Source organism: Hymenobacter roseosalivarius DSM 11622 (genome assembly GCF_900176135.1).
Lineage (GTDB): Bacteria > Bacteroidota > Bacteroidia > Cytophagales > Hymenobacteraceae > Hymenobacter > Hymenobacter roseosalivarius.
Genome location: NZ_FWWW01000064.1, coordinates 1 through 17,403, shown reverse-complemented (window position 1 = coordinate 17,403; position 17,403 = coordinate 1). Strand labels below are relative to the sequence as shown.

Genomic DNA, 17,403 nt, shown 5'->3' with positions numbered 1-17,403 from the left:
CAACCGGGCCAAAGTAAGTAGCTGTGAAATTAGAATATAAAATTTTTAAGCGCGCGAGGGACAGACGCTCAGTGACTGCTTTCTAATCGCCGCTGGTAATGCGCAAATCGTCTAAGTACACGGGTTTTTGGGCGCCGTTGCCCCACATATATACCCCCAAGATTTGATCGAAGGCAATGTTATCCGGCATGACAAGGTCAGTTTCCAGCTTTGTCCATTTGCCCGGCTTGCTACCCCCAAACAGATGCACGCCTCGCCAGAATACCCGCTCACTGGTGACGGGCTTGGTAACTTCCACTACTAGCTGCGCGGGCGTAGTCGTTTCTTCCACCCTCACCCACGCCTGCACATGCAGCGTGCGGGGCTTGACGGCGGCCAGCTCACCCAAGGGATATTTGAACGTCATACCGTATTCTCGCCCGCCCCCGACCGTCAGGGAGTAGCGCCCGCTGTGGGCCTGCCGGTTACTCAGGGAGCTATCCGCATTGCTAACCCAGCCCCGAAATTCATCAAAGTCAGTGTTAACCAGCGTTTTGTCATTAGCGGAGGCCGTCTGACCTGAGCCGCTACCGTTGCAATCAAACAAGAGGAAGCTAGAGAGTGAAAGGGTTAAAAAGGCAGTGATAAGACGCATTTTTTGGTTTCGTATTACTAATAAGGCAAGGTTCAACCCGGCTTCAAGCAGGAGTTGTCTGGCAATGATTTAAAGTGGCTAATCAACGCCGCTGGTTGCCCTACGGGTGAGCAGCGCCAGGAGAAAGCCGAGCAGCAGACTCTGGCAGGTCGACCGGGGGGCTTTTTTAGGGCTCGACGCTGAGCGTCAGGTCATCCAGATAAGCGGGGGCCGTAGCCGTAGCGCGCCACAGATAGATTTTCACCTGATCCGCCGGGTTCAGCACGGCCGGCATAGTCAGTACTTTATTTATCTGCCCCCACTCATTCACCTCCTTGATGTCAATCTTCTCATAAAAGGCGGTAGTCTGGTCGGCGCGCGTAATCTGGAATACCACGGCGGCCGCACCGGGGGCCGTAAGCTGGCCCCAGGCCGTGAGGCGCACCGTGTTGAACCGCTTGGGCGAAAGCCGGTACAGCTGGTTGATATAGGTTAGGCTGAACTCCGTGCCAGGATCTATTTTAATAGAATATCGTCCGGTATGGGCCTTCTCTTGGGTCAACGATGGGTTCTCGGGTATCCAGCCCTCCAGGTCTTCAAAACTTGTGTCGACCAACACGCGACCGGTACCGGCCGCCGAATTTTTCTCGCCGGCGTTCTGCGAGCAAGCGGTGGTCAGCAGCACAAGAGCGAGTCCAATAGCCAAATGGCGCATAAAAAGGAAATAGGGATGCAGATGTACTCTGCGACAAATATAGACGGATGCGCTACAAGTACTGCGGGAGGCTATGATCGCAATACCGTAGTTTTGCCCCCCGCACGCTGTTGTTCGTCCGCTTTCCGCACCTGGCAGGCAGCCTGCTAGAAACATTGACAGCGTACTGCTTTTACGTATGATTATAACTCGTCGGAACGCGCACTGGCTGGGCATGGCTGGAGTGGGAGTAGCTACTACCGTGCTCCTGGTCGCGCTTTTCTCCTTTGTATTGGCCAATCCTAACGACTACTTTTTCCTGCCGGCCGGCGATGGGCTTCAAAGTTATTACGCCACCGCCTACTACGCCTTCTATGATACCGGCCACCACTTTAGCGGGATGAATTACCCGTTTGGGGAAAACTTTACCTACCCAAACCTACAACCGCTGCTAGCGGTGGGCATCAATCTTCTGCAACGCCTGGGCGTTCCCGCGGCCGAGCACACGGTAGCCATTACCAATCTGCTGGCCTTGCTGGCCGTCTGGGTGACGCCTTTAGTACTATATGCTATTCTGCGGCGCTTGCGCATGCCGGTCGTATACGCCAGCCTGATGGCATTGCTTATCGGCTTTTTATCTCCTCAGATTCAGCGCCTTGGGGGGCATATGTCGCTGAGCTACCCTTGCTTCGTGCCGATATTGTGGTATTGCATTCTGCGCATGCAGGAAGCGCCCGATCAGCTCCGCTGGTATGTCATTTTTGGCGTTAGCAGTTTGCTTATGGGGCTTGTAATGGTGTATTTCCTGGCCTGTGGCTGCTTTTTTCTGCTGGCGCATGTGCTGGTGCTCAGCTTCCAGCGCCCCCGCCCACTGGCTATGCTTTGGCGCATGACCTTGGCGGCCCTGCTGCCGTTGCTGCTTTTTCGGGGCTGGCTGTGGCTCACTGACCTTACTACCGACCGACCGCCGAATCCCTACGGTTTTCTGGTGTACATGGCAACGCCGAGCGGGGTATTTACCCCAGCCCTCTCACCCCTGCGCGAGCTGTGGGCCGCGCTGCTGCCCGCCGGCGATATCAGCTTCGAGGCCATGTCGTATGTGGGGCTGGTGGCTACGGGCATAGCACTGGTTTCGGCTTTCCGGGTGGTCCGGCACATGTGGAAGCGCCGCGGCCACGGGCTGCGCCTTCGTCGGGCTATGCCCACCCATTTGTATACTGGATTATGGGCCGCGGGCCTGCTGCTGCTATTCTCGTTCGGGGTGCCTTTTATCTTTCCCTGGTTCTCCGGCTTGGTAAAGTATCTAGGCCCCGTCAAGCAGCTGCGGGCTTTGGGGCGCTTTGCCTGGCCCTTTTACTACGTTTTCACCACGTATGCCGCCTACTATCTGTTCCGGCTCTGGCGCTACCAGCGCCAGCATGACGTGTCGCTGCTGGCCTTGCCCTGGCTACCGCTCCTGCTGCTTATTTGGGCCAGTGAGGCCTGGATAAATGTATCGGCCAAGGCCCGCGAAGTAGCCCAGGGAGCGGGGGCGCGGGCTTTTATGGATCGAGACAATAACCTTTTGGTCAACTACTTAGGTTGGGCTGGCCGGGAGCCAAGTGATTTTCAGGCTATTCTGCCCGTGCCTTATTTCAACAACGGCAGCGACAAGATTGCCTTGCCTGGCTCCGAAGCTTCTATCGCCGAAACGCACCGCTTATCCATCGCGACGGGGCTGCCGCAGCTCTCCAGCTACGTATCGCGGCCATCCGTAGATCAGGTGCTGCGGCATGTGCAGCTGCTGAGTAGCCCGCTGCTGAGTAAGCCGTTGGTACAGCAGTTTCCATCAGACAAGCCCTTATTGCTGTTAGTAGCAAATGGGGTGCTGTCGCCGGCGGAACAGCGTTTGGTTGGTCTGGCCCGCCCGCTCGTCGCGTCGGCTAAGGTCAAGCTCTACGAGTTGCCATTAGCCGCTTTGACTGCCACCACGCGGGCTCAGGAGCGAGCAAAGGCTGCTACGCTACTGCCAACGTTGCCAGTGCGCTCTGGTGGTCTGCGCGCCACCACCTCCAAAGGCGTATTGCTCCAATCTTTTGCTACCAGCCCAGACCGCCGGGGCCGGCTCGGGGCGGGGGCCTTTTATGAGCCCAACTGGAAGTTCTCAATCTTATATGATGGCCCGGTGCCAGCCCCAGCCGATACGGGCCGCTATGAGGTGAGCGTGTGGATGAACGGCAAAATGCCCGAGGGCTACGGCAACATGCAGGTAAAGCAGTATGCCAATGGCGCACTGATCGATCATCAGGTAGCCGACGCCCGGCACAGCACCGAAATAGACGGCGACTGGGTGCGGGTAGCTGTACCAATACATATAAAGCCGGGCACAGACCGCCTGGAAGTACTCTATGATAATAGCGAACTGCTGGTTGATGACTTCCTTATCCGGCCGCTGGATACGGATGTATATTGGTTTGACGCTAAGCGCCGACTGATTCTAAATGGCTACTCCTTAGAACCTTAAACCCTATAACCAGCGTTTCCGCCCTGACCAGAAGTTGTAGTAGTTTTGTCAGGTTATTGAGGTGCTTGGTGCCGCCTGCGCGTCGTCTGATACTCTCATTTGCTTAAGCTTTCTGTTCCCGTTCACTTGCTTATGGATCTCTCTATCATTATTCCGATTTTCAACGAAGAAGCTAATATTCCGGCCCTGTATAAGCGCCTGCGGAGTGTTATCGATTCGATGAACGGACAAACGGAGCTCATTTTTGTGAATGACGGCTCCCGGGATCAATCACTGCTGCTGGTTAGGGAGTTAGCCGAGCATGACCAGCGGGTGCGCTACATTGACTTCAGCCGCAATTTTGGGCAGCAAAACGCGGTAGCCGCCGGCCTGAACCTTTCCACTGGTTTAGCTGCCGTTATTATTGACGCCGACTTGCAGGACCCACCAGAACTGATTCCCGAATTGCACCGCAAAATGCAGGAAGGGTACGAGGTGGTGTATGCCAAGCGGCGGCGGCGGGCGGGCGAGAGCATATTCAAGCGCATCACGTCCAAGCTGTTTTATCGGGCAATGGCGAAGCTCACTAATATCTCTATCCCGCTGGATACTGGTGACTTCCGGATTATTTCTTACAAAGTAGTAGACGCGCTACGGCAGATGCCGGAGCATAACCGGTTTCTACGAGGGCAGATTTCGTGGATCGGCTACCGGCAGACGGCCATTGAATTTGACCGCGCTGAACGCGCCGGGGGGCAAACTGCCTGGACCTACCGCATGATGCTGCGCTTGGCCATCGACTGCCTGACGGCTTATTCCGAAGTGCCTTTAAAGGTGGCCACCGTGAGCGGATTCTTCGTGTCGGGAATCGCCTTTTTAGTGATGATGTACGCTTTCTGGTCGCGTTTTTTTGATAATAGCTACCTGCCAGGCTGGACCTCGCTAATGGTCAGCATCTTGTTTCTGGGGGGCGTGCAGCTCATCGCCATCGGTATCATCGGCGAATATATCTCGCGCATAGGTGCCAACGTCCGGCACCGGCCGCTCTATATTATTTCCGACACCAACATTCCCACGGCACAGCCTCAGAACCCGACGCCGGGCCCAACATACGCCGCAGGCAGCTATCAGCAGCCCTACACAATCAGTAAGTAGTTTTTAACTCGCGTAAGCCGAGGCTACCTTATCTTCTCCAGCATTCGCTCCAGTTCTTCCAGCGTCGTTTCGCGAAAGGCCAGGGCTTCGGTGGCGTGGCGGCCGGTAGTAGTTTCGCGCAGGGCCACGAACGGAATATCGTTTTGGTAGCGAATGCCAATGAGGACGGCGCGCTTGTTGGCCGGCACATTGCGAAAGGCATAGCCTCCTTCTTCCGGCTGGCCCGTCACCAGGGTTTTGGCCTCCCGAAACATGAGGTATACGCTGGTCACCGGGTCGGGGTCGGTGGTGGCCAGGAGGTCGGTGGCGGGGCTGCCGGTGGCGTGCCACACCCGGTCGCAGTTGAGCCAGCCGAGCTGGGCACTGCTGAATAAATAGCGGTCGGTGGGCTCTGCTTTGAAGCTTGGCTCACTGGGGGGCATTTCTTCTGTTGCCAACTCCCTTGTGGAGTCGGAAGTAGCTTCGGTTGTGGCGGTGCTATCGGGGGAAGAGGCTAAGCCCGCGTGGAATGCAAATCGCACGGGCAGCACCATTTTCACTTTCACGGCTTTGCCGGCCTGCAATCCGGGTTTCCAGCTGCCGGAAGTTTGACGCAGCACACGCAACAATTCCTCGTCGCAGCCGTCGCCGATGCCCCGTACAATCTTGGGACTCACCACGCGGCCGGCCTCATCCACTACAAAAGCGGCGAAAACCAGTCCTTGCGTTTGATTAGCAATAGCCTGCTTGGGGTACCGGATCAGCTTATTGATATCAGCCGGACCTTTGCCGTAAGCAGGCATTTTTTCGGGCTCCGTATAAAATTTGTCTTCGGCTGGCTCAGAATCCGGGGTAAGCGCTACCCAGCGCAGCAGCTTACGCCGGTCGCCTTGCCCACGCGAAAGACGCATTCCAGGCTGGCGGCGTGGGGCAGGCATATCAATCTGAATTGTTTGGCCTTCGGCCACGCGCAAGGGCTGTCCTTGAGCCGAGGCCTGCACCAGTACGATGCCGCCGGTTTCGAGCAAGTCGTTGTTGTCGGAAACGGTAGAGAGGTTGGAGAGCAGGATATCAGCCATGGAGTAGCATTCCTTCAGCTCTACCCATACGGGGCCGCGAGCCGGAGCTTGCTTTTCCGTTACTAATGAGCCGGCCGGAATGCGCACGATGGTACCCTCGCGCCCGTGTACTTCACTGGCTTGCGTAGGGTCTATGCGAAAATACTCACTGGCTTTCAGCGTGATATCGTGCAGCTCCGCCTCGGGTGGCGGCACGCCGGGGGACAATTTGATGGCGCCGCGCAGGCTTCGGCGGCTCAATAGCGGTGCGTTAGGGTTCGTGCGCCGGGCCAGGCGGTGCCACGACCCAGACGTAGTATCCAGCGGGGTGGCGGCCGGAATGGTATCCAAAAAATCCTCTGCCTGTGCCAGCTCTGGTTCCAGGGTTTCGGTAATAACTGGCTTGTCGCGCTGGCAACTGCTTATCGTCAGTAATAAGGCAACTGAGCAGAGAACCGATTTTAGTTGAGCCATGGAGAAAGCCTACTGGTGAAGGAATGAGCGGTAGCGCGGAAATCCGTTCCGCGTCGAGCACAAGCGAGAATTTAATGCCGCGCCAACGCGTCGTTTCTCGCGCTGCTCGACGCGGAACGGATTTCCGCGCTACCGCTCCATTATAGGTTTTTCAAGATAAAATCAGTCATCTGTCGGTAGAGGTGCAGGCGCGTGTTGCCGCCCGAAATACCGTGGTTGCGGTTGGGATAGTAGAGCGTCTGGTAGTCTTTGTTGGCTTTCACGAGGGCATCGGTCCAGGCCACGGAGTTCTGGAAATGCACGTTGTCGTCGCCGGTACCGTGCACGAGCAGGTACTTGCCCTTTAGCTGCTCCGCGAACTGCACGGGCGAGTTGTCATCGTAGCCACTGGGGTTTTCCTGAGGCGTTTTCAGGAAACGCTCGGTGTACACCGTGTCGTAGTAGCGCCAGTTGGTGACGGGTGCCACCGAAATGCCCGCCTTAAATAGATCGGCCTGCTTGGTCATGGCCAGGGCCGCCATATAGCCCCCGAAGCTCCAGCCCCAGATACCGATACGGCCTTTATCCACGTAGGGCAGCGTGCTCAGGTATTTGGCGCCCTCGCCCTGGTCGATGGTTTCGAGCTTACCCAGGTTGGCGTAAGTGTTTTTCTTGAATTTTGCCCCCCGCGCGCCCGTTCCGCGCCCATCCACCGATACCACGATGTAGCCATTCTGGGCCAGCATCTGGTGCCAGAGGTAGTTGGTGAAGGCCACGCCGCCGCCCGTATTGTCGAGCACCGTTTGGGAGCCGGGGCCGCCGTAGACGTGCATGAGCACGGGATACTTCTTGCTGGGGTCGAAGTTCGCGGGCTTGATCATCCAGCCGTTGAGGGTAGTGCCTTCGGAGGTTTTGAAGTCGAAGAACTCTACCTTACCGAGGTTATATTGGCTCAGAGTTTGGCGCAGGGCGGCATTGTCTTCCAGCACTTTCACCAGCTTACCATCCTGGCCACTACGCAGACTCACGGTGGTAGGCTCGCCGGCGGCGGAATGGTAGTTAAGGTAGTAGCGGGTATCGGGGCTCAGGTTCACGATGTCAACACCACGATCAGCTTCACCCAGCCGATTTTTGCCTTTGCCTTTTAAGCTCACGCGGTAGAGGTGGCGCTGCAAGGGAGAGGCCTCGGTGCTGGTGAAGTACAACTGACCGTTTTTCTCGTCGAGACCTTCAACCCCAATTACTTCCCAATTGCCTTTCGTGAGCTGCCGCACCAGCTTGCCCTTCATATCATACAGGTAGAGGTGGCGGTAGCCGTCTTTCTCGCTGCTGAAGATAAACTGCTTGCCGTCGCTGAGGTAGCGCAGGTCGTCGGCCACGTCCACGTAGGCGGGGTCGGTATCGGTGAGTACCACCTGAGTTTTACCGGTGGCGGCATCGGCGTGCAGCAGCTCCAGCTTATTCTGCAGGCGGTTCATGCGCTGAATGCTGAGCATATTGGGAGTTTTGGTCCAGAGTACCCGCGGAATGTACTGATCGGCCTCGGGACCTACATCCATTTTGGTAGTGCGACCAGCAGCTACATCGTACACCGATACACTTACCACCGAGTTTTTCTCCCCAGCTTTGGGGTACTTATAGCGGTAGTCTTTGGGGTAAAGCTCGCCCCACTCCTGCATATTGTACTCGGGCACCTGGCTTTCGTCGAAGGTATAAAAAGCCAGCTGGCGGCTATCCGGCGACCAGAAAAAGCCCTGGGCAAAGGAAAACTCCTCCTCGTACACCCAGTCGGCCGAGCCATTAATGATTTTGTTGACAACGCCATCGGTGGTCACGGCTTTTTCCTGCATCGTGGCCAGATCGACCACGAACAGGTTGTTGTCGCGGGCGAAAGCGACGCGCTTGCCATCAGGCGAGAAGGTAGCGTAGCTCTGCTTGCCACCCGCGCTAAGGGGCGTCAGCTTCTTGGTAGCGCGGTCAAACACGAAGTAGTTGGCTTTGGAGCTGCGGCGGTAAATAGGCTCTTCAGCCGTCCAGAACAGAATTTTCTGCTCATCGGCGTTGAAGCTGTAGCCATCTACGGCCAGCGGCTCGCTGCTGCCGGGCACGCGCAGGTCCTGAGCAGAAACCAACGTGGATACGGGCTTGCCGGTAGTCACATCTGACTGTACCAGGTTGCCGCCATCGAGGGCCGAATAGTAACGGCCGTCGCGCATCCAGTTGAAGCCGGGTACGGACTGAGCTCGGAAGGTGGGTTTCGACCAAATATCTTCGAGGGTAATGGCTTGTTTTTGCTGGGCAACGGCCTGGGGGGCAATTTGGGGTACTAAGGCCGGACTTGCCGTGGTGAGCAACAAGGCCAGCCCGAAGGAGCGAAACTTCATAGAGTGAAATAAAAAGACGGCGGAGTTATGTGGGTTAAAGGTATCCAATTAATCAAACCGGTGGTAGAATTTGGACCCTGGGGGGCAATTTGGACTAAAGTCGCCGACGTTGCGCCGTCGGTTGCGTACTAGCCTCTGCCTTGGGGTCGTTAGCATTCGCCCGCCATCCCCGACCTTTGTTGTCTATGCGTTTGTCTTCGTTTCTTCTGTCGCTGCTGAGCTTGCTGGCAGCCTGCACTCCCGACCCCGGCTCCGGCCCGCGGATTGACTTTGTGGGTACTACCCGCTTCGTGAGCAACAACCGCCTCGTGACGGCCCCCGGCGATACGCTTTCCACCCGCATCTTCGCCGACAACCGCGACTCGGCCACCGGGCCGCTGCTCCAGCGCCTGCGCATCACGGTGAAGTACGAGCCCCAGTCGCGGCCCTTCGTGTACGCCAGCCCGTATGACCCCGGACTGGCCCCCAAGGACAGCGTAGTGTACCTTGATTCTACGCTTACGACTCGCAAGTTTGCCTACCAATTCACCTTTGGCACCCGCACTACGTCGGGCCGCGAAACCTGGCGCTTTGAGGTGACCGATGCGGAAGGCCGCGCGGCCAGCCGTCGCTTCCAGCTCACCACCCGTAATGCCGACTCCCTTTCCCTGACCGTCCCTTACCACGCCTACCTCGCGCGCCTCCAGGCACCTATCAACGCCCGCACGCTTAGCTTTCTGGATCTGGGCGCGGGCTTGCTGTTTCCAAAAACGGCCGTCCGTACCAATCCCGACGTTCAGAGGCGCATTGATTTGCTGTACTTTCCGGGCGCGGGCAACACCCCGATTCTGGTTACGCCCGCCGACCCCCTCTTTGCTACGAACAAGATATTGGGCCTAAACGTCTGGCCAACAAGAAACGCCACGGTACTCAAGTTCACGACCCTCGCCCCAACCGGCTTCACCGGCGCAACCAGCAATCAGGCCATTATCGCCGCTTTCGATAACGCTCAGAATATCACCATCACGCGCACCGGCGCGCTGGTCCTGAATCAGGTGTATGCGTTCAGAACCGCCGGGGGGCAAACCGGCTTGCTACAGGTATCCAAGCTTCCCACCTCCGACCGGCCGACTGTTGATTTGCAGGTACGCGTCACGAAGCAGCAGCCGTAACGTAGCGTTGGGGGGCAGATTTTCTGTGTCTACTAAACAAAAAGGCTGCCTCCCTTTCAGGACGCAGCCTTTTTGCCTGGTTGGTATGTCTGTCTAAAAAGTAATGCCAGCAGTTACAGAAGTAGTGAAGCGGTTGGCGTCTACCGAAATAACAGGTCCCCGACCATTAGTCAACTCGTAGGGGCGATAAAAACGCTTGTCAGTGTTATAGACGCCAGCCACATCCACGAAGAAATTATTCTGGCGCAGACCCAGCCCACCTGTAACGTACTGCCGGGTGCGGTCAAAATCGTTAGCTTGATATGGGTCGCCGTAGCGGGCATAGCCGAGGCGAAAACGAAACGCGTCGTAGCGGGCCTCGCCGCCTACGCGCAGGTTTACGGCCGAGCGGTACAAGCTACGGATAGCGTCGTTGTGAGGGCCGAAATCATACCTGCTGCCCGTGTTGTTGGGGTCCTCGGCGGTGTTGTCGTTGCTAAGGCGGGCCTGACTGTAATCTACGTACTCCACATCTCCACTCAGGAAGCCATACTTGCCTACCAATACTGTTGCCCCGCCTGATGCACGGGAGGGCGTGGTGAGGGTATAATCAAAATCGCCCAAATCGCTTTGGTCGCTGGCCGAGCTGTACTGTTGCCCATCCACGGTAACAGGTCGGTTAAACGAGGCCTGCAACGACGAACTGTAGCTTTCTGTTAAGCGCATGTAGGTAGGACTATGCACAGCCGCACCCAGGCGTACTATGTCGGTGAGCCGGTAAATAACCCCAAGCCGGGCGTTAAAGCCGCTGCCTTGGGTATGTAGGTCGTCGCGCAGGGTCAGGTTACTAAACGAGGTGCCTGGCCCTGTGCCGGGGTCAGGGTCGTTGGCCTGGAAGGTGCTCGTGGAGTTGTAGCGCGTACTCACGATGCCAATAGCCCCGCCTATGTACAACTTGTCGTGGTAGCTGGCACCATACCCAAAATCAAACTGGGTTTGCGAACCAGTCGTCACTACTGTTTCGCTTTGGTTCAGATAACCGGCATTGGCTCCTACGTTCTCAAAGGGCTGGGAAATAACGGTGCGATTCCGCGAGTCCGTGTCGGTGAGGTAGGTGTTAAAAGCCAAGTCATCCAGCGTCTGACCCCGGTCCTGGCTCAAGCGCTCGAAAATATCGCTACCCACCTCGGCCCGCCCATTATAGCGGAAGCTGGTGTTGAAATCGTTGAGACGAGTAAGACCAACGGCAAAGGTGCCCGCTCGCCACGGATTGGCAGTATCAGAATCGGGGCGGCGATTAGTAAAGGCAGCGCCCAGACTCCCAACATGCAGGCTATTGCGCGAGTCAGTAGTGGTAGCGCCCAGGCCGGTACTTTCCGTATTGCCCAATCCCGTACCAGGTGTAAAGCTGAACTCCGAGCGCTGAAACAGACCCAATCCGGCGGGGTTACTGCTTAAGTTGCCGAGGTCAGCGCCTACCGCCACGTTGGCTCCACCTATACCCAGCGTGCGGGCCGGGCCACCAAACTGAGTACGCGAAAAGCGTAGTGCATCTACTTCGTACTGGGCAAAGGCCTGACTGGCCACACTCAGCAACGAGAGGGCAAAGGCATATTTCAGGTTTTTCATTTGAAGGAAAGGAAGAGGACCGATGTATGGCCCATCATAAAGAATTCCTAGGGCTAGTGCACTATTCTACCCGGCCGCGCCCCCCGCGCCCACCACTACTCGGCGAACTGGAACTGGGTGAGGGCTCAGATGAGGAGCGGGAAGGCTGCTCATACGAACGTTGTGGCGCTTCGTAGCTACGCTGGGGGGCCTCGCTGCGCTGGGGTGCTTCGTAGCTACGCTGCGAACGCGACTCGCTGGGTTGGCTACCCCTGCTCTGCTCGCTGCCCCCACCCCACGACCGACTACGGCGGGGCTGGGAGTATTCCGGCGTAGCAGGCTGAGCCGAGCCACTGGTACCGGGCTCCACTGTACGCCAGCGCCGGCTGTTGGCCCGGACAGGCTCCGCCGATGACTCACCAGCCGGGGTTTGGGAGGGCTGACCAAAGCGGCTGGTCCGTGTTTGGGTTTCGCGCTGCGCTACTTCCTCCTCTGTCATGGCCCGCGTCCGGCCCGGCTGAGCACCAGCTTGGTTCGTGCGCGAGCCAGGGGTAGTGCCGTCAGTTACGGTTTCCTGCACGCGGGGCCGGAAGCGGCCATTAGGTTGCGAACCGTCGGAATTCGTAGTTACGCCGCCGGTGTTGGTACGGGGTGCCACTAAGCCACCCTCCGTACTACGGCTCCGACCGCCCCTGCTGGTAACACCTGCCTCCGTTGCCTCGGAGCTGCGGCTGCTACGTGGGCCGTAGCGCACATTGTTGCGCACCGTAGCGCCAAGGTTGTTTCTATAATAGCCGCCGTAGTTTACCCGGTTGTAATAAGGGTTGTACCCACCACTATACAGGCCAGTGTAATAACCATCGTAAAAGCCGCTGCCATACCCGCCGCGCCACGGCCGCGACCATGGATTGCCGAAGCCGAAGCCGATGTTAATAAAGGTGCCGCCGCCGAAAGCGTAAGGGCTGTAGAAGGGATCATAGAAGCCGCCATAAGGGGAAAAGCCCCCTCCATACGCGCTGGCTCCGTACCAGAAAGGATCGGTATAGGCGAGGTCGTAGTAACCCAGGCCCGTGCCCCGATACGGCTGATGAAAGCGGCGAATACGAGTGGAATACCCGTATTCTTCGTCGTAGTACTCATTAGAGCCGCCGCGGGCCGAAGATGAGGCGTTCCCATTGTAGTCAGGATTAGCGGCCTCGTCGGTGGTAGCCTCGTAGCTGCTCTCCTCATACGAGGCAGATGCCGTTGAAGCAACGAGCGTGGTCTTATCCTGGGAAGTATAATAAACGCCGTCGCTCTCCGTAGAGGTAAGCGCCGACGTGCCCACGCAGCCACCGAGCGTAAGCAAGGCTAAGGCGGGCAATAAGGCAGGGAGGAAATTTTTCATGACTGCTGGCGCGAAAGGGTGGACCAAGAAGGAAGAGAATAAGCGGAACCTATCGGAACCCATGCCCTTCTCTGCTAAAGTAGCGGATTGCTTGGGTTTTAATAACGTAATTTGCCCCGAAACGGTGCCTTTTGTTGTGTCAAATGTTGTACCAGAGTACGAACAGATTTGCTTATTTAAAGATACTCCAAAAATGAGTAAAAGTTTGCCGAAGCGGAGCGAAGACTATTCGCTGTGGTACAATGAGTTAGTGAAGCGCGCCGGCCTAGCTGAGAACTCAGCCGTGCGGGGCTGTATGGTGATCAAGCCCTATGGCTATGCCATCTGGGAAAAGATGCAGCGCCAGCTCGACGATATGTTTAAGCGCACAGGCCACGAAAACGCCTACTTTCCTCTGTTTGTACCCAAAAGCCTGTTTGAAGCCGAAGAGAAAAACGCGGAGGGCTTCGCCAAGGAATGCGCCGTCGTAACGCACTATCGGTTGCAAACAGACCCCGATAATCCGGGAAAGCTGCGCGTGGACCCCAATGCCAAGCTGGAGGAGGAATTGATTGTGCGGCCTACCTCGGAGGCTATTATCTGGAGCACGTACAAAAACTGGATTCAGAGCTACCGCGACCTGCCGCTGCTTATTAATCAATGGGCCAACGTGGTACGCTGGGAAATGCGCACGCGCTTGTTTCTACGCACGGCCGAGTTCCTGTGGCAGGAAGGCCACACGGCCCACGCCACCGCCGAAGAAGCCCTGGCCGAAACCCGCCAGATGCTGGACGTATACGCCGAGTTTGCGGAGGAGTGGATGGCCCTGCCGGTGGTGAAAGGTGTGAAGACGGAAAATGAGCGCTTCGCCGGGGCGCTGGAAACCTACTGCATCGAGGGTTTGATGCAGGATGGCAAGGCGTTGCAGGCGGGTACTTCCCACTTTCTGGGGCAGAATTTTGCCAAAGCCTTCGACGTGCAGTTCGCTAACAAAGAAGGCGGCCTGGAGTACGTGTGGGGCACGAGCTGGGGCGTGAGCACCCGCCTGATGGGTGCCTTGGTTATGGCGCACTCCGACGACGATGGCCTGATTTTGCCCCCCAGGCTGGCACCTGTTCAGGTGGTCATCGTGCCCATTTACAAAACGGGCCAGCTTGATGAGCTGAAGGAGCGCATCCGGCCTATTCAGATGGGCTTGCTGGCGCGGGGCATCAGCGTAAAGCTCGATGACCGCGACACCGAGCGGCCCGGCTTTAAGTTTGCCGAGTGGGAGCTGAAAGGCGTGCCTGTGCGGCTGGCCATCGGTATGCGCGACCTCGACAATGGCACCGTAGAGGTAGCCCGCCGCGACACCAAGGAAAAGCTGAATCTGCCCTTGGCCGATATTGTCAGCAGCATCGATCTGCTGCTCCAGGATATTCAAACCAACATCTACCGCCGCGCCTCGGCTTTCCGCGATACCCACACCACCCGCGTGGAAAGCTATGAGGAGTTCAAGCAGGTGCTCGACGGCCCCGGCGGCTTCGTGGTAGCTCACTACGATGGCACCTCCGAAACGGAGGAGCGCATTAAGGAAGAAACGAAAGCCACCATCCGCTGCCTGGCCCTTGCCGAGCCGGATGAGGATGGTGTTTGTATCGTGACTGGCAAGCCCAGCACCCGGCGCGCTCACTTTGCGCGAGCGTATTAAATAGTATTGCTCTTTCTTAAAAAAAGCCCCCCATTAGTACTAGCGGGGGGCTTTTTTGTGGCCGTTGTTTCTGCTAAATACCTGAATCAGCGGACTCAATAGCAGCAGCCAGCGCTTCATCCGATATTTCTTCCAGCCAGCTTTTATCCAGTTCCAGCCGCACGGTCTGGGCGCCGCCGCTGGGCGTACAGACTACCGTCACGATTCCATCTTCGGTTTCGGCCAGCTTGGTAGCTTGCTCGGCGGTTTTGCTATCAAGGCCGGCATAGGCCTGCACGCAGGTCCAAAGGGTATTTGCTTGGTCTGTTATTTCACGTTGTTTCGTCATGCCCCACCTACGAAAGCATTAGGTGGAAGGTCGGCTCATTACCTGAAAAAGCTGCACAGGGCGTAGTCTGGCGGCAGCAGTTGTTTTTGTGTATATTTAAGAACACTTCCTACCTTTCTTTCTATGGACTGGCTTACCGTTATTCTACTGCTGCTTTTCGGCCTGTTGTTTCTGGTAGTTGAGGTGCTCTTTATTCCGGGCACGACCCTGGTCGGGCTGATTGGATTTGGATTGCTGGTGGTGGGCGTATGGCTGGGCTACCGCGATTTGGGTTCGACCGTGGGCCACTACACGCTGCTGTTTTCGGTAGTAGCTGCGGGGGTTATGCTATATATAGGCCTCCGGCCGAAAAATCTGCATAGGTTTGCCCTCACCGATGTAAACGACGGCCGCGTGCGCGACGTGCGCCGCCCCGACGTACAGCCCGGCACTGCCGGGCGGGCGCTCTCGGCGCTGCGGCCGGCCGGCACTGTGCTGTTTGGTGAAGACCGACGGGAAGCCGCCACGCGGGGAGAGTTTCTGGATGCCGGCACCCCGGTTCGCGTCTTGGGCATTGAACAGAACCGCATTATCGTAGAACAAGCATAACCCTTGAAGCTGGGCTGGTTTAAAAAAGCCCCCCAGCCGGCTTTCCCTACTTCCACTCAATTCAACGTCCCATCTTAATGGAGTTTCCCTTCGTCCCGCTTGCCATCGCGGCTGTCGTTCTGCTGGTATTCTTGTACTTCTTTCCCATTGGTCTTTGGATTACGGCTATTTTCTCGGGGGTGCGGGTCAGTCTGTTTCAGCTCGTACTCATGCGGGTGCGCAAGGTGTCGCCTACGCTCATCGTCAATTCTCTGATTACGAGCACAAAGGCGGGCCTGGAGCTGACCGCGAATGATCTGGAAACCCACTACCTGGCCGGGGGAAACATTCCCAGCGTTATCAAAGCCCTCATCTCGGCTGATAAGGCCAATATTCCACTCACCTTTAAGCAGGCCACCGCTATTGACCTGGCCGGCCGCGACGTATTCGAGGCCGTCACGACTTCCGTTAATCCCAAAGTTATCAACACGCCCAACGTGGCGGCGGTGGCGCAGGATGGCATTCAGCTTATTGCCAAAGCCCGCATTACGGTGCGCGCCAACATCACCCAGCTTGTGGGCGGCGCGGGCGAGGAAACTATTCTGGCTCGCGTGGGCGAGGGTATTGTAACCAGTATCGGCTCGTCGCGCTCCCATAAGGAGGTGCTCGAAAACCCGGATAAGATATCCAAGCTGGTGCTGAGCAAAGGCCTGGACGCAGGTACCGCCTTCGAAATCCTGTCAATTGATATTGCTGACATCGACATTGGCGAAAACATCGGTGCCAAGCTGCAAATCGACCAGGCCACTGCCGATCTGAAAGTAGCCGAAGCCAAAGCCGAAGAGCGCCGGGCGATGGCCGTGGCCGTGGAGCAGGAAAACCGCGCCAAGACTCAGGAAGCCAAGGCCCGCGTAGTAGAGGCTGAAGCCGAGATTCCGAAAGCCATGGCGGAGGCGTTCCGCAGTGGCAACCTGGGTATCATGGACTATTACAAAATGCGCAACATCCAGTCGGATACCGACATGCGCGACTCCATTGCGAATCCTGGGGGGCAAAGTGGCAGCGTCAAGCCTGGTCGCGACGAGACCCGCCAGACCTGATAAGCGGCAGCAATCAGTGCTTTTGCAGCCTGACTTTTACTAAAGAAAGAGCCGCCCGGACATTACATGTTCAGGCGGCTCTTTCTTTTGTAGTGTATTTTATTACCTATTCCTGCGGCAATTCCCTATCAAAATGGGCTTTCAGAATATCATTCACCTTTTCTTTGGTAAGCGGTTTATTCACGAAGTCAGTGATTCCTAAGCGCTGCACGCGCTCAACGTCGCGCGGGTGCAGCGACGTGGTAAGCATAATGATGATGACCGGCGTTTTGGACGTAAACGGAAGCTGGTCATAGGCTTCCAAAAACTCGAAGCCATTCATCACGGGCATATTCACATCGAGCAATATCAGCGCCGGGCATTTAGCCTCACGACATTCCTTTTCAAACAAGGAAAGCGCCTCTTTGCCATTCAGGGCCGTGAGCAGCTTCTCCGTCATGTTAAGCCCTTCCAAGAGCCTTTGATTGAGGAAGTTATTAATTCGGTCGTCATCTACTAAAAGGGTGCAGGAAATCTTATCCACAGGTAGAGGTAGTATCAGGCGTTCAGCGTAGGGAAAGCGTGGCTCTACTGCCGCTTCAGACAGTCAAATGCCCTGTTTGTGTAGAGATACACTGACTTTTTGTTTTTGATTTGAAGTACGGTTACTCGTTGAAGTAGACGATAAAAGTGAAGCCATAGTTTAGCTGATCGCGCAAACCCCTCACTATCATAAACTCCAAACTCACTTTTCTAGTGGATAGCTTTACAATAGAGTGTGAGAAATATGATTCATAAAAAAGCNCNCGCGCGTCGG

14 protein-coding genes and 1 pseudogene are annotated in these 17,403 nt (G+C 56.7%); 7 read left to right on the top strand and 8 right to left on the bottom strand.

Annotation, left to right across the window (positions count from 1 at the left end; genetic code table 11):
• Positions 1–82 precede the first annotated feature (82 nt).
• Both B9A24_RS09340 and B9A24_RS09335 read right to left on the bottom strand, forming a co-directional pair.
• A complete protein-coding gene (locus B9A24_RS09340) occupies positions 83–586 on the bottom strand; it encodes a carbohydrate binding domain-containing protein (protein ID WP_084444919.1) in 504 nt (167 codons plus the stop codon).
• A 214-nt stretch (positions 587–800) separates the two neighbouring features.
• Positions 801–1,328: a carbohydrate binding domain-containing protein gene (locus B9A24_RS09335; protein ID WP_084444917.1), complete on the bottom strand. Its 528-nt coding sequence runs from the start codon at positions 1,326–1,328 to the stop codon at positions 801–803.
• A gap of 178 nt (positions 1,329–1,506) precedes the next feature.
• Between B9A24_RS09335 and B9A24_RS09330 the strand changes: the two genes are divergently transcribed.
• Together B9A24_RS09330 and B9A24_RS09325 are read left to right on the top strand one after the other, a co-directional pair.
• Positions 1,507–3,810 carry a DUF6311 domain-containing protein gene (locus tag B9A24_RS09330; RefSeq protein ID WP_084444909.1) on the top strand — a complete coding sequence of 768 codons (2,304 nt, stop codon included), beginning with the start codon at positions 1,507–1,509 and terminating at the stop codon, positions 3,808–3,810.
• Positions 3,811–3,942: 132 nt separating this feature from the next.
• Positions 3,943–4,944, top strand: coding sequence for a glycosyltransferase family 2 protein (locus tag B9A24_RS09325; protein WP_084444907.1), 1,002 nt, complete (start codon positions 3,943–3,945; stop codon positions 4,942–4,944).
• A gap of 23 nt (positions 4,945–4,967) precedes the next feature.
• On the opposite strand, the gene B9A24_RS09320 is transcribed toward B9A24_RS09325, so the two are convergent.
• Entirely contained in the window at positions 4,968–6,455 is a 1,488-nt protein-coding gene (locus B9A24_RS09320) for an energy transducer TonB (RefSeq protein ID WP_084444905.1), read from the bottom strand.
• A 140-nt stretch (positions 6,456–6,595) separates the two neighbouring features.
• Positions 6,596–8,818, bottom strand: a complete 2,223-nt coding sequence (locus B9A24_RS09315; RefSeq protein ID WP_084444903.1) for a S9 family peptidase — start codon at positions 8,816–8,818, stop codon at positions 6,596–6,598.
• A gap of 185 nt (positions 8,819–9,003) precedes the next feature.
• Here B9A24_RS09315 and B9A24_RS09310 point away from each other — a divergent pair, with 185 nt between their 5' ends.
• Complete coding sequence (locus tag B9A24_RS09310) at positions 9,004–9,969, top strand: hypothetical protein (protein ID WP_084444901.1); 966 nt, start codon at positions 9,004–9,006, stop codon at positions 9,967–9,969.
• 93 nt (positions 9,970–10,062) lie between these two features.
• Here the strand turns inward: B9A24_RS09310 and B9A24_RS09305 are convergent, their stop codons facing one another.
• Together B9A24_RS09305 and B9A24_RS09300 are read right to left on the bottom strand one after the other, a co-directional pair.
• Positions 10,063–11,577: an OmpP1/FadL family transporter gene (locus tag B9A24_RS09305; RefSeq protein ID WP_084444899.1), complete on the bottom strand. Its 1,515-nt coding sequence runs from the start codon at positions 11,575–11,577 to the stop codon at positions 10,063–10,065.
• Between the two features lie 61 nt (positions 11,578–11,638).
• Positions 11,639–12,943 (bottom strand): hypothetical protein, encoded by a 1,305-nt coding sequence (locus tag B9A24_RS09300; RefSeq protein WP_084444898.1) that lies wholly within the window; start codon positions 12,941–12,943, stop codon positions 11,639–11,641.
• A gap of 193 nt (positions 12,944–13,136) precedes the next feature.
• Between B9A24_RS09300 and proS the strand changes: the two genes are divergently transcribed.
• Positions 13,137–14,612, top strand: coding sequence for a proline--tRNA ligase (gene proS, locus B9A24_RS09295; RefSeq protein ID WP_084444897.1), 1,476 nt, complete (start codon positions 13,137–13,139; stop codon positions 14,610–14,612).
• A gap of 73 nt (positions 14,613–14,685) precedes the next feature.
• Here the strand turns inward: proS and B9A24_RS09290 are convergent, their stop codons facing one another.
• Complete coding sequence (locus B9A24_RS09290) at positions 14,686–14,940, bottom strand: hypothetical protein (protein ID WP_084444896.1); 255 nt, start codon at positions 14,938–14,940, stop codon at positions 14,686–14,688.
• Positions 14,941–15,030: 90 nt separating this feature from the next.
• On the opposite strand from B9A24_RS09290, the pseudogene B9A24_RS23365 reads away from it, so the two are divergent.
• From B9A24_RS23365 to floA, 3 genes and pseudogenes are all read left to right on the top strand, one after another.
• A pseudogene (locus B9A24_RS23365) lies at positions 15,031–15,267 on the top strand (hypothetical protein); the annotation flags it as partial.
• Positions 15,265–15,528, top strand: a complete 264-nt coding sequence (locus B9A24_RS23360; RefSeq protein WP_449404355.1) for an NfeD family protein — start codon at positions 15,265–15,267, stop codon at positions 15,526–15,528. The pseudogene B9A24_RS23365 and the gene B9A24_RS23360, both read left to right, overlap by 3 nt.
• A gap of 77 nt (positions 15,529–15,605) precedes the next feature.
• Positions 15,606–16,607 (top strand): flotillin-like protein FloA, encoded by a 1,002-nt coding sequence (floA, locus tag B9A24_RS09280; protein WP_084444894.1) that lies wholly within the window; start codon positions 15,606–15,608, stop codon positions 16,605–16,607.
• A 106-nt stretch (positions 16,608–16,713) separates the two neighbouring features.
• On the opposite strand, the gene B9A24_RS09275 is transcribed toward floA, so the two are convergent.
• Positions 16,714–17,130 (bottom strand): response regulator, encoded by a 417-nt coding sequence (locus B9A24_RS09275; RefSeq protein ID WP_084444893.1) that lies wholly within the window; start codon positions 17,128–17,130, stop codon positions 16,714–16,716.
• Between the last annotated feature and the right edge of the window lie 273 nt (positions 17,131–17,403).

Coding starts and splice junctions, on each gene's coding strand:
- B9A24_RS09335 (WP_084444917.1), bottom strand. CDS start 1,328: ATGCGCCATTTGGCTATTGGACTCGCTCTTGTGCTGCTGACCACCGCT.
- B9A24_RS09330 (WP_084444909.1), top strand. CDS start 1,507: ATGATTATAACTCGTCGGAACGCGCACTGGCTGGGCATGGCTGGAGTG.
- B9A24_RS09325 (WP_084444907.1), top strand. CDS start 3,943: ATGGATCTCTCTATCATTATTCCGATTTTCAACGAAGAAGCTAATATT.
- B9A24_RS09320 (WP_084444905.1), bottom strand. CDS start 6,455: ATGGCTCAACTAAAATCGGTTCTCTGCTCAGTTGCCTTATTACTGACG.
- B9A24_RS09315 (WP_084444903.1), bottom strand. CDS start 8,818: ATGAAGTTTCGCTCCTTCGGGCTGGCCTTGTTGCTCACCACGGCAAGT.
- B9A24_RS09310 (WP_084444901.1), top strand. CDS start 9,004: ATGCGTTTGTCTTCGTTTCTTCTGTCGCTGCTGAGCTTGCTGGCAGCC.
- B9A24_RS09305 (WP_084444899.1), bottom strand. CDS start 11,577: ATGAAAAACCTGAAATATGCCTTTGCCCTCTCGTTGCTGAGTGTGGCC.
- B9A24_RS09300 (WP_084444898.1), bottom strand. CDS start 12,943: ATGAAAAATTTCCTCCCTGCCTTATTGCCCGCCTTAGCCTTGCTTACG.
- proS (WP_084444897.1), top strand. CDS start 13,137: ATGAGTAAAAGTTTGCCGAAGCGGAGCGAAGACTATTCGCTGTGGTAC.
- B9A24_RS09290 (WP_084444896.1), bottom strand. CDS start 14,940: ATGACGAAACAACGTGAAATAACAGACCAAGCAAATACCCTTTGGACC.
- B9A24_RS23360 (WP_449404355.1), top strand. CDS start 15,265: ATGCTATATATAGGCCTCCGGCCGAAAAATCTGCATAGGTTTGCCCTC.
- floA (WP_084444894.1), top strand. CDS start 15,606: ATGGAGTTTCCCTTCGTCCCGCTTGCCATCGCGGCTGTCGTTCTGCTG.